The organism is Paracoccus sp. 08, assembly GCF_024105395.1.
Classification (GTDB): Bacteria; Pseudomonadota; Alphaproteobacteria; order Rhodobacterales; family Rhodobacteraceae; genus Paracoccus; species Paracoccus marcusii.
The window spans coordinates 1-14,610 of sequence record NZ_WEKR01000036.1 but is presented as its reverse complement, the minus strand read 5'-3'; the positions used below and the strand labels follow the sequence as shown (position 1 = coordinate 14,610).

Annotated in this window: 11 protein-coding genes; 8 read left to right on the top strand and 3 right to left on the bottom strand. The window is 65.0% G+C overall.

All coding sequences use genetic code 11. The annotated features are described in order from the left end of the window. Window positions 1-6: 6 nt before the first annotated feature. The gene (locus GBO37_RS12605; RefSeq protein ID WP_252929323.1) at window positions 7-1,308 is read left to right on the top strand and encodes an NCS2 family permease; all 1,302 of its coding nucleotides are present in this window, start codon (window positions 7-9) and stop codon (window positions 1,306-1,308) included. 6 nt (window positions 1,309-1,314) lie between these two features. Here GBO37_RS12605 and bhcR read toward each other — a convergent pair whose 3' ends face one another. Next, window positions 1,315-2,115, bottom strand: coding sequence for an HTH-type transcriptional regulator BhcR (bhcR, locus tag GBO37_RS12600; RefSeq protein WP_252929322.1), 801 nt, complete (start codon window positions 2,113-2,115; stop codon window positions 1,315-1,317). A gap of 268 nt (window positions 2,116-2,383) precedes the next feature. Between bhcR and GBO37_RS12595 the strand changes: the two genes are divergently transcribed. The 7 genes from GBO37_RS12595 to guaD all read left to right on the top strand — a co-directional run bounded on the left by GBO37_RS12595 (window position 2,384) and on the right by guaD (window position 11,598). After that, the gene (locus GBO37_RS12595) at window positions 2,384-3,862 is read left to right on the top strand and encodes a nucleobase:cation symporter-2 family protein (RefSeq protein ID WP_252929321.1); all 1,479 of its coding nucleotides are present in this window, start codon (window positions 2,384-2,386) and stop codon (window positions 3,860-3,862) included. Window positions 3,863-3,969: 107 nt separating this feature from the next. Continuing rightward, window positions 3,970-4,320: a hydroxyisourate hydrolase gene (gene uraH / locus GBO37_RS12590; RefSeq protein ID WP_045981279.1), complete on the top strand. Its 351-nt coding sequence runs from the start codon at window positions 3,970-3,972 to the stop codon at window positions 4,318-4,320. Between the two features lies 1 nt (window position 4,321). Continuing rightward, entirely contained in the window at window positions 4,322-5,575 is a 1,254-nt protein-coding gene (locus GBO37_RS12585; protein WP_256480795.1) for a urate hydroxylase PuuD, read from the top strand. A 265-nt stretch (window positions 5,576-5,840) separates the two neighbouring features. Then, window positions 5,841-7,289 carry a xanthine dehydrogenase small subunit gene (gene xdhA, locus GBO37_RS12580; protein ID WP_252929320.1) on the top strand — a complete coding sequence of 483 codons (1,449 nt, stop codon included), beginning with the start codon at window positions 5,841-5,843 and terminating at the stop codon, window positions 7,287-7,289. A 3-nt stretch (window positions 7,290-7,292) separates the two neighbouring features. Next, window positions 7,293-9,602, top strand: coding sequence for a xanthine dehydrogenase molybdopterin binding subunit (gene xdhB, locus GBO37_RS12575; RefSeq protein WP_252929319.1), 2,310 nt, complete (start codon window positions 7,293-7,295; stop codon window positions 9,600-9,602). Beyond that, complete coding sequence (gene xdhC, locus GBO37_RS12570) at window positions 9,599-10,330, top strand: xanthine dehydrogenase accessory protein XdhC (RefSeq protein ID WP_252929318.1); 732 nt, start codon at window positions 9,599-9,601, stop codon at window positions 10,328-10,330. Before xdhB ends, xdhC begins: the two co-directional genes overlap by 4 nt. After that, window positions 10,318-11,598: a guanine deaminase gene (gene guaD, locus GBO37_RS12565; RefSeq protein WP_252929317.1), complete on the top strand. Its 1,281-nt coding sequence runs from the start codon at window positions 10,318-10,320 to the stop codon at window positions 11,596-11,598. Before xdhC ends, guaD begins: the two co-directional genes overlap by 13 nt. Before the next feature lie 88 nt (window positions 11,599-11,686). Here guaD and GBO37_RS12560 read toward each other — a convergent pair whose 3' ends face one another. Beyond that, window positions 11,687-11,866 carry a hypothetical protein gene (locus GBO37_RS12560; protein ID WP_252929315.1) on the bottom strand — a complete coding sequence of 60 codons (180 nt, stop codon included), beginning with the start codon at window positions 11,864-11,866 and terminating at the stop codon, window positions 11,687-11,689. A 2,521-nt stretch (window positions 11,867-14,387) separates the two neighbouring features. Continuing rightward, window positions 14,388-14,610 (bottom strand): transposase (locus GBO37_RS12555; RefSeq protein ID WP_252929312.1); only part of this gene is annotated, 223 nt, incomplete at its 5' end.

The window sequence follows — 14,610 nt, the reverse complement described above, 5'->3', positions numbered from 1 at the left end:
GGACGCATGGAACGCTATTTTGGACTTGCCGAAAAAGGCAGCAGCGTCAGGACGGAGGTGATCGCCGGGATCACCACCTTCCTGACGATGGCATATATCATATTCGTCAATCCGGACATCCTGTCCACAACCGGGATGGACCGCGACGCGGTCTTCGTCGCGACCTGCCTTGCCGCGGCGCTGGGCTCGCTGATCATGGGGATGTGGGCCAACTGGCCCATCGGCATGGCGCCGGGCATGGGGCTGAACGCCTTCTTCGCGTTCACCGTCGTGGGCGTCATGGGCTTTACCTGGCAGCAGGCGCTGGGCGCGGTGTTCATCAGCGGGATGATCTTCCTGTTCCTGTCGCTGACGGGCATCCGGCGCTGGCTGATCGCGGGCATCCCCGCGTCGATGCGCAGCGCCATCGCGGCGGGCATCGGGCTGTTCCTGGCGATCATTGCGCTGCAGTCGTCGGGCATCGTGGTGGGCAMCCCCGCGACGCTGGTCGCGCTGGGCGATCTGACCGCCACGGGCACGCTGCTGACGATCTGCGGGTTCTTCCTGATCGTGACGCTGGATGCGCTGCGCGTCACGGGGGCGATCCTGATCGGCATCCTGGTGGTGACGGTCGCGGCGATCGTTCTTGGCGTCAGCCAGTTTTCGGGCGTCATGTCCATGCCGCCGTCGATCGCGCCGACCTTCCTGCAGATGGACCTGATGGGCGCGCTGACCTTCGGCATCTTCCAGGTCGTTCTGGTCATGGTCCTGGTCGAGGTCTTTGACGCCACCGGCACGCTGATCGGCGTGGCCAAGCGCGCGGGCCTGCTGACCGAGGGGCCGACCCACAAGAATAAGAACCTGGGCCGTGCGCTGATGGCGGATTCGACCGCGATCACGGCCGGTGCGCTGCTGGGCACGTCCTCGACGACCGCCTATGTGGAGAGCGCGTCAGGCGTGCAGGCGGGGGGCCGGACCGGCCTGACCGCGGTGGTCGTGGGCCTGCTGTTCCTGGCCGCGATGTTCTTTGCGCCGCTGGCCGGGTCGGTGCCCGCCTATGCGACCGCGCCCGCCCTTCTGTATGTCGCGACGCTGATGGTGCGCGAGCTGGCCGAGGTCAGCTGGGACGACGTGACCGAGGCCGCGCCTTCGGTGCTGACCGCCATCGCCATGCCGCTGACCTATTCCATCGCCAACGGCCTGGCCTTCGGCTTCATCAGCTATGCCGTGATCAAGCTGCTGACCGGCCGCGCGCGCGAGGTGCATGCCGCGACCTGGATCATCGCGGCCCTGTTCGTGGCCAAGTTCGCGCTGTTCGGCGCGCACTGACCCCGGTCAGCGGGTCGGGCCGCCCAGGGCATCGGACAGGGTGGCCGCCGCGGCGGCCACCACCGCGCCCAGGGTATTGACGTGTTCGGCCCCGATGCGGTGCGTGGGGCCGCTGACGCTTATCCCGGCAATCGCCTCTCCGGACAGATCGAAGACGGGGGCCGCGATGCAGCGCATGCCCCGGCTGCGTTCCTCGTCGTCGAAGGAAAAGCCGCGGTGCCGGATGCGGGCCAGGTCCGCCTCCAGCGCCGCGGGGTCGGTCAGCGTTGTGTCGGTGAACCGCGCCAGGGGACCCAGTGCCGCGACGCTGTCGGGCCGGAACGCCAGCAGCGCCTTGCCGATCCCCGATGCGTGCAGGGGCGACCGGGTGCCGGGGGGGAAGAACGCGCGGATCGTCTCGGAGGTCTCGACCTGGGACAGGAACAGCACGCTGTCACCCTGCAGGATGCCCAGGTTCGCGGTTTCGCCAGTATGTTCCATCAGCGCGCGCATGATCGGGCGGGCGCGTTCCACAAGGCCCGACCGGCGCATGAAGGCCGACCCCAGGCGGAACGCCTGCGGCCCGATGTTCCAAGCCTGCGTCGCGGGGTCGCTTTCGGCCATGCCGCGCGCGGCCAGCGTGTGCAGCACCCGGTGGACGGTCGAGGGCGGCTGTGCCGACCGGTCCGCCACCTCGGACAAGGTCAGGCCGGGATGGGCCGCCAGCAGGTCCAGAAGGTCCAGCGCCCGGTCCAGCGACTGCACGGTGCCCGGCGCGTCGGGCAGGGTCTTGCGGGGGCGCCCCCGCTTGCGGGTCGGGTCGGCCATTATGCGTCCCTTGTTAATGCTGCCTTTAGATGCGGGCGAAAATGACGCCTCGCAAGCCAAAAAGCCAACGCTTAGAAAACATTTCCATTTTCGGTCGCCGCGGGTTCCCGGCATGGGTTGGGCAGGGGCGGATTCGGTGCCGGGATTTCGGGCAGCCGGGGGTAGGGTGCCGACGTCGCCCTGAAAATCCGTTTCGGGAAAATGACGGGCCAAGCTAGGTCTGGGTCAGTCGCGCAACCACGACGCGACATCAGAAGGGGAGCCCGCCATGACAGACAGCCTTTCCCGGACCCAGGTCCATCCCGTCGACCAGATGCTGCCCACGGGGCGATTGATCACGTTGGGGTTCCAGCACGTGCTGGTCATGTATGCGGGCGCCATCGCGGTGCCGCTGATCGTGGGCCGCGCCCTGCAGCTACCGCCCGAGGAGGTGGCCTTCCTGATCTCGGCCGACCTGTTCGTCTGCGGACTGGCGACCCTGATCCAAAGCCTGGGCATGACGCAGTATTTCGGCATCCGCCTGCCGGTGATGATGGGCGTGACCTTTGCTGCCGTGGGGCCGATGGTCGCCATCGCGGGCCAGACGCCGGGCACCGACGGGGCGCGCGCGCTGTTCGGGGCGATCATCGCGGCGGGCCTGATCGCTATCCTGCTGGCACCGCTGATCGGGCGGGTCCTGCGGTTCTTTCCGCCCGTCGTCACGGGCACGGTCATCCTGGCCATCGGCATCAGCCTGATGCCCATCGGGATCAACTGGATCTTCGGCCTGCCGGTCGGTCCGACCGCACCGATGCTGGTCGATCCCGCGCAGCAGGCCTGGCTGGACGGCGCCATCGCCGCGGGCGGCGTGCCCGAGGGTCTGCGCCTGGCGCCCGCCATGCCGAACCCCGCCTATGCTTCGGGGACGAACATCCTGATCGCGGTGCTGGTGCTGGGCACGATCCTGCTGGTCTCGCGCTTTGCCCGCGGCTTCATGGCCAACATCGCCGTGCTGCTGGGCATCGCCGTGGGCGGCGTCGCCGCCGCCGCGATGGGCCTGATGCAGTTCGACAAGGTCGGAGAGGCCGCCTGGTTCGCCGTCATCAAGCCGTTCCATTTCGGTCTTCCGACCTTTGACCCGGTGATGATCGTCACGATGGTCCTAGTGATGATCGTGGTGATGATCGAATCGACGGGCATGTTCCTGGCGCTGTCGGACATGTGCCGCCGTCCGATCAACTCTCGCGGCCTGGCAGCGGGCCTGCGTGCCGACGGTCTGGGCACGATGCTGGGCGGCATCTTCAACACCTTCCCCTATACCTCTTTCTCGCAGAACGTCGGGCTGGTGGGGGTCACGGGCATCCGGTCGCGGTTCGTCTGCGTGGCGGGCGGCATCATCATGATCGTGCTGGGCCTGATCCCCAAGATGGGCGCGCTGGTCGAAAGCCTGCCGACCACCGTGCTGGGCGGCGCCGGGCTGGTGATGTTCGGAATGGTCGCCGCCACCGGCATCCGCATCCTGAGCCGTGTCGACTTCACCGCCAACCGCCACAATCTGTTCGTCGTGGCCATCAGCATCGGCATGGCGATGATCCCGCTGGTCGCCCCGAACTTCAAGCAGTGGCTGCCCCATGCGATCCATCCGCTGATCCATTCGGGCATCCTGCTGGCCGCGGTCAGCGCGGTGGCGCTGAACTGGTTCTACAACGGTGCGGCCCCCGCGGACGAGGCTGAACTGGCCAAGGCCGGTCGCCTGGCCGATCACTGAGGGTCGATTATGCACGGTTTCTTAAGACTGCCTTGTCCATCAAGCCCCTGCCGCCCTTGGGCAAATCGGGTATCACGGCGCAGGAACCATCAAGACGGGGGGATTTCATGTCGGGTTTTCTGACAACGCATGTTCTGGACACGGCGCGCGGGCTGCCTGCGCGCGGGATGCAGGTCGTGCTGTTCCGGCTGTCGCCCGCGCGCGAGGAGATCGCGCGCATGGTGACCAATGACGACGGGCGCACCGATGCGCATATCCTGCCGGCGGGCGATTTCGCCACCGGCACCTACGAGCTGGAATTCCATGCCGGCGCCTGGATGGACGCGTCGGGCGTGGCTCCCGAAAGCCCCCGCTTTCTGGACGTGATCCCGATCCGCTTCGGCATGTCGCAGAACGACCATTACCACGTGCCGCTGCTGGTCTCTCCGTTCGGCTATTCCACCTATCGGGGCAGCTGAGATGATCCCGGAAATCGCCATCCTGTGGGAGTTCCTCTCCTTTGCCGTCCGTTGGCTGCACGTGATCACCGCCATCGCGTGGATTGGGTCGTCGTTCTACTTCATCGCGCTGGACCTGGGCCTGCAGAAGGCACCCGACCTTCCCAAGGGCGCGCATGGCGAGGAATGGCAGGTCCACGGCGGGGGATTCTATCACATCCGCAAGTACCTGGTCGCGCCCGAGCGAATGCCCGAGCATCTGACCTGGTTCAAATGGGAAAGCTATGCGACCTGGCTGTCTGGTGCCGCGCTGCTGATGGTCACCTATTGGGCCGGCGCCAACCTGTACCTGATCGAGCCCGCCAAGGCCGACCTGGCGATCTGGCAGGCGATCCTGATTTCGGGCGGGTCGCTGGCGGTGGGCTGGCTGATTTATGACGGGCTGTGCAAGTCGCCCCTGGGCAACCGTCCCACGGTGCTGATGCTGCTGCTGTTCGCGGCGCTGGTGGCGATGGGCTGGGCCTATGACCAGATCTTCACGGGCCGCGCGGCGCTGCTGCATCTGGGCGCCTTCACCGCGACGATCATGACCGCGAACGTGTTCCTGATCATCATGCCGAACCAGCGTATCGTGGTCGCCGACCTGAAGGCCGGGCGCCCCGCCGACCCGAAATACGGCAAGATCGCCAAGCTGCGGTCGACGCACAACAACTACCTGACGCTGCCGGTCATCTTCCTGATGCTGTCGAACCACTATCCGCTGGCCTTCGCCAGCCAGTACAACTGGCTGATCGCAGCGCTGATCTTCCTGATGGGTGTGACCATCCGGCACTTCTTCAACACCATGCACGCCCGCAAGGGATACCAGTGGTGGACATGGGCGGTCACGACGATGCTGTTCATCGGGGTGATGTGGCTGGCGTCGATCGGGGTGAACCAGGACAGCTATGACGAGGCGATGGCCCGACCCCTGACCCCGGTCGAGACGCGCTTCGCCGAGGCCGACGGGTTCGAGGATGCCAGCCAAGCCGTCATCAGCCGCTGTTCGATGTGCCATGCGCGCGAACCGGTCTGGGACGGCATCCGCACCGCGCCCAAGGGCGTCCTGCTGGAAACGCCCGCCGACATCGCCCGCGCCGCGCATCAGGTCTATGTCCAAGCTGGACTGACCGACGCGATGCCCCCTGCGAACATCACCGGGATGGAGGACGCCGAACGCGACGCGATCCTGCGCTGGTTCCGCGAGGTCGGACCCCTGGGGGTTGCGGGCCTGTAGGACCGTCCCTCGCTGAACGACAACGGCCCGCGCAACGGCTGGACACGCCTCGATGGGGGGCCGCCGCGCCTTTTTGCGCCCCCGGCAAGGTCGGCCACCGCTGGAAAGGGCTGCCGAAGATTGTCGCAGGTGGCGCGGCTTTCGCGCCTGACGCCATGTGACGGTGGCCCGCTTTCAACGGAACGTGTAAAGTCTTCTAGATCACAGCCGATTTCGAAACGCACCGCCAGGCCGTAGACTTGGACCAAGGCAAGGAAAGGCTATCATGACCCAGCTGCGGTTTCTTCTGAACGACACCGAGATCGCCCTGACAGAGGTCGGCGCTTCGGACACGCTGCTGGATCATCTGCGCCTTGCGCGCCGGATGACCGGCACCAAGGAGGGCTGCGCCGAGGGCGATTGCGGCGCCTGCACGGTGCTTGCGGGACGCCTGACCGCCACGGGGCTGGTCTATGAACCGGTGAACGCCTGCATCCGGCTGCTGGCCTCGTGCCATGCCACCCATATCGTCACGATCGAGCATCTGCGCGGCCCCGATGGCGGTCTGCACCCGGTCCAGGCCGCGATGGTGGACCATCACGGCAGCCAGTGCGGCTTCTGCACGCCGGGCATCGTGATGGCGCTCTACGGGCTATGGATGACCAATCCTGATGCAGACGCCGCCGAGATCGAGACCGCGCTGCAGGGCAACATCTGCCGCTGCACGGGCTATGCGCCGATCATCCGCGCGGCCTTGGCCGCGGGCGCGGCCGGAGGGCAGGCCCAGGACGCGCTGTCCCGCGAACGCGACGCGGTGGCCGCGCGCCTGGCCGGGATGCGTGGCGCACGGGTTTCACTTGCGCGCGGCGCGGACCGGGCACTGGTCCCCGCCGATACCGACGATCTGGCCCAGCTGTTGCTGGACGAACCCAAGGCGACGCTGGTCGCGGGCGCCACCGATGTCGGGTTGTGGGTCACCAAGTTCATGCGCGACATCAGCCCGGCCATCTTCATCGGTCACCTGATGAAGGACATCACGGTCGAGGACGGCATGATCCGTTTGGGTGCCGGCGTGACCTACAGCGAGGCCGCGCCCCTGATCGCCCGCCATGTTCCGCAGGCCGCCGAATACTGGTCGCGTATCGGCGGCTGGCAGGTGCGCAATGCCGGCACCATCGGGGCGAACATCGCCAACGGCTCTCCGATCGGGGATACGCCGCCCTTGCTGATCGCGCTGGACGCGCGGATCGTCCTGCGTCGGGGCGACACGCGCCGCGAACTGCCGCTGGAGGATTTCTTCATCGACTACGGCAAGCAGGACCGCCAGCAGGGCGAGTTCGTTGAGGAGGTCCTGATCCCTACGCAGCCCCAGGCGTGCATCGCCGCCTACAAGGTCAGCAAGCGGCGCGACAGCGATATCACCTCTGTCGCGGCGGGGTTCTGCATCGACGTGGCGGACGGCATGATCGCCCGCGCGCGGCTGGCCTTCGGCGGCATGGCCGGAACGCCCAAGCGCGCCCGCCGTGCCGAGGCCGCGCTGCAGGGGCAGCCCTTCGCGGCGGCAAGCTTCGATGCCGCCGCCCGCGCGATCGCGGAGGATTTCCAGCCGCTGTCCGACATGCGCGCCAGCACGGAATACCGCGCGACGGTCGCACGCAACCTGATCCGGCGGTTCTGGCTGGAGCAATCCGAACCCGGCCTGCCCGTGCGGCTGCGCCAGAGCGAAGGAGTCTAGGCCATGAAGGACGACACCGCGACCATCAAGGGCCAGGCCCATCAGGACACCGCCCATGACAGCGCCGCCAAGCATGTCACTGGCCGTGCCGAATACACCGACGATCTGGTCGAGCCCACAGGCACGATCCACGCCTATCTGGGCCTGTCGTCCTGCGCCCATGGCCGCATCACGGGCACGGATTTCACCGAAACGCTGGCGCAGCCGGGCGTGCTGGGCATCCTGACGGCGGCCGATCTGCCGGGCGTCAACGACGTGTCGCCCAACGGCAAGAACGACGACCCGATCTTTGCCGAAGGCGTGGTGCAGTTCTGGGGCCAGCCGGTCTTTGCGGTCATCGCCGAAACGCGCGATCAGGCGCGCCGCGCGGCGCACAAGGCGCGGATCGACTATGACGTGCTGCCCCATGCGCTGGACCCGATCGCGGCGCGCGACGCGGGCATGGGCTATGTCACCGACCCCCTGACCCTCAAGCGCGGCGATGCGCCTGCGGCGATGGCCGCCGCCCCGCGCCGGATCGAGGGTCGCTTTGCCATCGGCGGGCAGGACCACTTCTATCTGGAGGGCCAGATCGCGATGGCCGTGCCGGGCGAGGATGACGACGTCGTCCTGCACGTCTCGACCCAGCACCCGTCCGAGGTGCAGCACATGGTGGCGCACGTCCTGGGCGTGCCCAGCAACGCGGTCGTTGTGAACGTGCGGCGCATGGGCGGCGGTTTCGGCGGCAAGGAAACGCAGATGAACCTGTTCGCCTGCGTCGCGGCCGTCGCGGCCAAGCGCTGGAACCGGACGGTCAAGATCCGCCCCGACCGGGACGACGACATGATCGCCACGGGCAAGCGGCACGATTTCGTGGTGGATTACGCCGTGGGCTTTGACGATGACGGCCGCATCCGGTCGGTGGAGGGCGATTTCTATGCCCGTTGCGGATTTTCGGCGGACCTGTCGGGGCCGGTGACGGACCGGGCGCTGTTTCACGCCGACAACGCCTATTTCTATCCCGACGTGCGCATCAGTAGCCACCCGATGAAGACGAACACCGTCAGCAACACCGCCTTTCGCGGCTTCGGCGGTCCCCAGGGCGCCATCGTGGCCGAACGCATGGTCGAGGAGATCGCCTATGCCTTGGGCATGGACCCGCTGGAGGTGCGCAAGCGCAACCTGTACCAGAACGGCCAGCTGACGCCCTATCACCAGACGGTGCAGGACCAGATCCTGCCGCGTATCTTCGATGAGCTGGAGGCAAGCAGCGATTATCACGCCCGCAGGCAGGCGGTGCTGGACTGGAACGCCAAGGGTGGGGTGATCCGCAAGGGCATCGCGCTGACCCCGGTCAAGTTCGGCATCAGCTTCACCGCGACCTGGTTCAACCAGGCAGGGGCGTTGATCCATGTCTATTCCGACGGCTCGATCCACCTGAATCACGGCGGAACCGAGATGGGGCAGGGTCTGAACACCAAGGTGGCCCAGGTGGTCGCCGAGGCGTTCCAGTGTGACCTGAGCCGTATCAAGATCACCAGGACCACCACGGAAAAGGTGCCAAACACCTCGGCCACGGCGGCATCGTCGGGGACCGACCTGAACGGCATGGCGGCGCTGGATGCGGCGGAACAGATCAAGGCGCGCCTGGTGACCTTCGTGGCCGAGAAATGGCAGGTCGCCCCCGACCAGGTGGCCTTCGTGCCGGGTCACGTGCGGGCGGGCGATCAGATGATCCCCTTTGCCCAGGTGATCCGCGCGGCCTACATGGCGCGCATTCAGCTGTCGGCGGCAGGCTTCTACAAGACGCCCAAGATCCACTGGGACCGGACGACGGGGCAGGGGCGGCCGTTCTACTATTTCGCCTATGGCGCCGCGGTGGCCGAGGTGTCGGTGGACACGCTGACCGGCGAATACGTCATCGACCGCGCCGACGTCCTGCACGACGTGGGCCGCAGCCTGAACCCGGTGCTGGATCGCGGTCAGGTCGAGGGCGCGTTCGTCCAGGGTGCCGGCTGGCTGACGACCGAGGAATTGTGGTGGGATGCCAAGGGCCGCCTGCGCACCCATGCGCCGTCGACCTACAAGGTGCCTCTTGCCAGCGACAGCCCGCGCATCTTCAACGTCGCGCTGGCCGACTGGTCCGAGGCCAGCGAGCGGACCATCAAGCGGTCCAAGGCCGTCGGAGAGCCGCCCTTCGTCCTGGGCATCAGCGTGTTCGAGGCGATCAACATGGCCGTGGCCTCGGTCGCCGACTATCGCACGCCCGCGCGTCTGGATGCGCCCGCCACGCCCGAACGCGTGCTGATGGCGGTCGAGCGGCTGCGCGGATGATCCGCGTCCGCGTCACCCGGGCCCTGGGCTCGACCCCGCGAGAGGCGGGGGCCGAGATGTTCGTGACCCCCGATCGGGTCACCGGCACCATCGGCGGTGGACAGCTGGAATACATGGCGATCGACCGCGCGCGGCAGATGCTGGCGCGGGACGAGGCCGATGCCACCATGGACGTGCCGTTGGGCCCCCAGATCGGCCAGTGCTGCGGCGGGCGGGTGGTGCTGATGCTGGACCGCCACGGCCCCGCGCCACAGGAATACGCCGACGCGCTGATCTTTGGCGCGGGCCATGTCGGGCGCGCGCTGGCCGGGGCGCTGGAACCGCTGCCGGTCAACGCCCTGCTGATCGACAGCCGGCCGGAGGAGCTGGCGCAGGCCAGCGGCCCGACCCTGCTGACCCCCTTGCCCGAGGCGCAGATCCGCGCAGCCCGGCCCGGCACGTCCGTGGTGATCGTGACCCACGATCATGCGCTGGATTTCCTGCTGGCGGCCGAGGCGCTTGCCCGCACCGACCTGGCCTATGTCGGGATGATCGGCAGCGCCACCAAGCGGGCCCAGTTCGAACGCTTCGCCGCCTCGCGCGGGGTCGACGCCGCCGGCCTGACCTGTCCCATCGGGGCGGGCTTCTCGCGCGACAAGCGCCCCGAAATCATCGCCGCCTTCACCGCCGCCGAACTGATGGCGCGCCTCACCTCTTCTTCTTTGAAAAAATACCCATGCAACAGCTGATCCGGGGCCGCGTCCTCGACTTTCATGCCGATCCCCAGGACACGGCCGACAATCATCGCTTCTGGGAAGACGGGGCCATCCTGGTCGATGACGGGCGCATCGTCGCCGTCGGCGATCATGCCGAACTGACCCGCGACGGGTTGGAGGAGATCGACCACCGCCCACATCTGATCCTGGCGGGCTTCATCGACCCGCATATCCATTTTCCCCAGTTGCAGGTCATTGCCAGCTGGGGTGCGCAGCTGCTGGACTGGCTGAACACCTATACCTTCCCGGCCGAGGCGGAATTCGCCGACCCCGCGCATGGCACCCGCATGGCGGGGCTGTTCCTGGACCAGCTGACCGCGCATGGCACGACGACCGCCGTTGCCTTCTGCTCCAGCCACAAGGCCAGCGCCGAGGCGCTGTTCGCTGCCGCCCATGATCGCGACATGGCCATGATCGCGGGCAAGGTGATGATGGACCGCAATGCGCCGGCCGCCGTGCTGGACACGCCGCAGCAGGGCCATGACGACAGCGCGGCACTTATCCAGGCGTGGCACGGCAAGGGCCGGCAGCGCTATGCGATCACGCCGCGCTTTGCGATCACGTCCTCCCCCGAACAGATGGAAGCGGCCGGCGCGCTGGCCCGCGCCCATCCCGACTGCCACGTCCAGACGCATCTGTCGGAAAACGTCGACGAAATCGAATACACCCTGTCGCTCTATCCCAAGGCGCGCGACTATCTGGACATCTACGAGGGCTACGGCCTGCTGTCCGACAAGCTGCTGCTGGGCCATTCTATCCATCTGGAACCGCGCGAAATCACCCGGATGGCAGAGACCGGCAGCCATGCGGTGTTCTGCCCGACCTCGAACCTGTTCCTGGGGTCCGGGCTGTTCGACGCCGACGGGCTGCGCGCCGCAGGCATCGTCAACGGCATCGCGACGGATGTGGGCGGCGGCACCAGCTGGTCGATGCTGCAGACCCTGGCTGAGGGCTACAAGATCCTGCAGATGCGCGGGCAGAAGCTGCATCCGCTGGCGGCATTCCACTGGGCCACGCGCGGCAATGCGCTGACCCTGGGCATGGAGGCCGAGATCGGCACCCTGGCCCCCGGCAGCGCCGCCGACTTGGTGGTCCTCGACGCCCGTGCCACCCCCGCCATGGCGCTGCGGATGGAAAAGGCCGAGACCCTGGCGCAGGAGCTGTTCATCCTGCAGATCATGGGCGACGACCGCGCGGTCGCCCAGACCTATGTCGCCGGTCGCCCGCAGAAGGCGGGCTGATGCACCTTGCGAATAAAGCGAAAGCATGCACAAACACACGCCATAGCGTGCGCAAACGCACCAAGCGAAACTCGCACGGCTCGTTAACTTAGGTAAGAAAATTGGCAAGGTTGGCGCGGGAATAAATGCTCGCGCTGCCGCGCTCCGGCTGTATGGCATCTGCGTCAAACAGTGCTTGAATTTTGCTCCACCCTAGGTGTTGTGTGACGTCTAAAATGCAAAAACTGATGAATCGCTGATGAAATACATGGCGGTCGGTCGCGCTCAAGATAAAACTTTGTCCTGCCTAGCGGCCCGCGCACGTGCTCGCACGAGAGGCTATTCCGGCTGACAAAGGCCAGGAGTTCGCTGGACGCAGTACCTGTGAATAGGCGTAGGCGTCTGACGATGCCTTACCTTCTTGTCCAACGTGGCCGCAATTTACCAACCGTCGCGAAACCTGACCACTGCAAATACGTGCTCACCCGTGCCAACCGGCCTGAGCGGACAGGTTCAGTGATTTTGGGTAAGGTCACCTGCAGCCTGGCAGATCCTTCGTCCAAGACTATACCATTTATGCTTGGTGGTTCGACACTTGAGCAACAGTTCGTCGAGCAGGTCCTGCTAACCCAAGCGTTTCAAGGCAGGGCATCGTTGCAGTCGAACAGTTCGGCACCCCGCGCCTTTGCAAAGTGGTGCTGCGTCAATGATATGGCTTCTTCGGGCCTGCCGATAAGATGCTGCAATTCGACGAACGCAGCGCACAATGTCTCCACACCCCCGCGAGCAAAGCCGAAATCCGATATTCGTTGGCTACCATTGCTGATCGGCGGGAAGAGCGTTTAATTTGGCAATCCGGTTACAGTCGCCGCCCAGCCCGTCCTAAAGCGGTATTACGAAGTTGCATAAAGATCGAACTCATCGAGACAAATGTCGGACGCTGGTTTGCTCTCCAGCCTATCCAGCTACCATACCTGGAACTGCGCAGGATTGCGCTGCTCACGGTGTGCCTTGAAGCATAGGTCAATGTTCGGAATGCGTCTGATTACATTATGGCGATAAAGCATGTCCTGAACTGTCCACCACGTCACCAGCGGCGGTTACTCTTGGGACAGATCGTGACGAAGGGTAGCAACCATATACCTCGCAGGCCCGGCGTGCCTTCAAACTGTCGGCGCATCTGCGCACTTTTCTGCCGCCTAGGCTGGAGCGCAGGAAAGCGATGCCCCGCAAGCCATGCCTTACCATTGCTGGTCATGGGCGTGCACCGACGCAGTACAGGGACCGGAACACCGGACAGATCCTCCAATCACCCGACTGCGGCACCTTCTCCAGCAGCGAGGCTGCTAATTCCGACACCCAGGTCGCAAAGGAACTTGCGCAAAGGAACTTGATTTAACTTCGACATGCTTGATTCAGTGGCGACCGCAGTTTTGCCGTGTATGGGATGAACAGAAATAGGACGCCGGGTGATGCATCCGGAACAACCATCATTACCACCGCCCGCCACCTTTTACATTCGCTTCCAAGGTCACTCGACACCGCGCCGCACACTGGCCCACGATCTATCCAGCTTGAACAATCTGGAAATGGCCGAAATGCCCAAAGAGGTAGCGCACGCAATTGGCATTCGGGATAAGGTCCGCCGGCATAGTGGCGGATGCTGTAGATCCAATACTTTACTAGTTCGCGATGCAGCACCTTATCAGTTCTAATATTCGTGCAATCGATTCCAAGCGATCTTTCATCTGAACTCGAACATTGCATTTTTTGGTTTTTGTGGAGAGTGTTTAGCTTACCTTTCTGGCCTTCCGCTCGAAGGCTATTCGGCTTTAGAAACCAAGCGATGTATGCCTCCTGATGGGGCTATAGAACCCATCGGTGGATCTGATGACGGCGTTTTGGGCCTGCTGGCGGGGTTGCCATGCAACCTGCCTAATCAATTCGACTTGTGGGTCTTAGAGAACATTTCCACCATCGACTTGTTATAGAAGACTCCGTGCGCGCTTATCGAGATCAGGATGCCGCGTTTACGGAGCAATGCCTGATAATCCGCGAAGTAGTAGTGCGATCCGCGGCCGGAATGGTGAACCAGCCCCTGGTGTAGGGTTGGGCGCCACCTGAGTACGACGGAGGGTCTCGACTGTCAGGTCGCGCTTCAGACGATCACTCGTGGCCCAATCGACGACGCGGCGGAAGAAGAGGTCCAGGACGACAGCAAGGCAGAGTCAGCCCTCGGCCATCCAGATGTAGCAGATGGCCGCCCCCATTTCCCATCCGAGCCGTCTGTCGTGAAGTCCTGCGCCAGAAGGTTCGGCGCGACTGGCCAAGCATACTCTCTATCCATCCTCCGTTTTACCCGCCGCGACGGACCGCGCAATTAAATGGTTATCCCGCATCAGCCGTGTCGTGCGATGCCGCCAGATCTCGTATCGTTCATCCACGAGGTTGCAGGTGGCATGCGGGAACTATCATTGGTGCCGTTCGACAGCGCGAAGGCCGTCCGGATATGCGCCAAGGAGTCCATGTCCTGTTACTGGCGGCGTCAGGCAGGCCGTTCCTGCTAGGCAAAGAAACCACTTTGGCTGACGCCGGGGACATAACACGTCCGGCTGAATAGGAAGCTGTCCTTCTTCGTTTGGATGAAGCCGAAGATCACCCGTGGCGGTCTCTCTCGGATCGATGGTGTTCACCCGCCACATCCCTCTTTCGCAAGGAAGGATGCGGCTTTTTTGGATCTTGCCATTCGCGGCGAAAACGATCTCCCGGATCGTTTTCTGATCCTGACCTGCCCCCCGATCGTCCCTCATTCATAATGAGGGTCTGCCGGTTTGAGATTGGTAGTCGGGGGGTGGTTTCATGGCAAGCGCGCCGGGCGCGGAGCCATCAGGGAGCGCAAGCGTCCGGCGCGCTTCGAGCGGCGTCAGGTTGCCGAGCGAGGAGTGCGGCCTGACAGCGTTGTAGTCGTAGCGCCAGAGGGCGATCTTTCGGCGCGCGTCGTCCAAGGTGTCGAAGATCTCCTTGTTCAGCAGC

What these genes read in the sequence shown, in the direction of transcription:
- xdhC (WP_252929318.1), top strand. Translation starts at nt 9,599, where the DNA reads ATGATCCGCGTCCGCGTCACCCGGGCCCTGGGCTCGACCCCGCGAGAG.
- uraH (WP_045981279.1), top strand. Translation starts at nt 3,970, where the DNA reads ATGTCGGGTTTTCTGACAACGCATGTTCTGGACACGGCGCGCGGGCTG.
- bhcR (WP_252929322.1), bottom strand. Translation starts at nt 2,115, where the DNA reads ATGGCCGACCCGACCCGCAAGCGGGGGCGCCCCCGCAAGACCCTGCCC.
- guaD (WP_252929317.1), top strand. Translation starts at nt 10,318, where the DNA reads ATGCAACAGCTGATCCGGGGCCGCGTCCTCGACTTTCATGCCGATCCC.
- xdhB (WP_252929319.1), top strand. Translation starts at nt 7,293, where the DNA reads ATGAAGGACGACACCGCGACCATCAAGGGCCAGGCCCATCAGGACACC.
- GBO37_RS12595 (WP_252929321.1), top strand. Translation starts at nt 2,384, where the DNA reads ATGACAGACAGCCTTTCCCGGACCCAGGTCCATCCCGTCGACCAGATG.
- xdhA (WP_252929320.1), top strand. Translation starts at nt 5,841, where the DNA reads ATGACCCAGCTGCGGTTTCTTCTGAACGACACCGAGATCGCCCTGACA.
- GBO37_RS12585 (WP_256480795.1), top strand. Translation starts at nt 4,322, where the DNA reads ATGATCCCGGAAATCGCCATCCTGTGGGAGTTCCTCTCCTTTGCCGTC.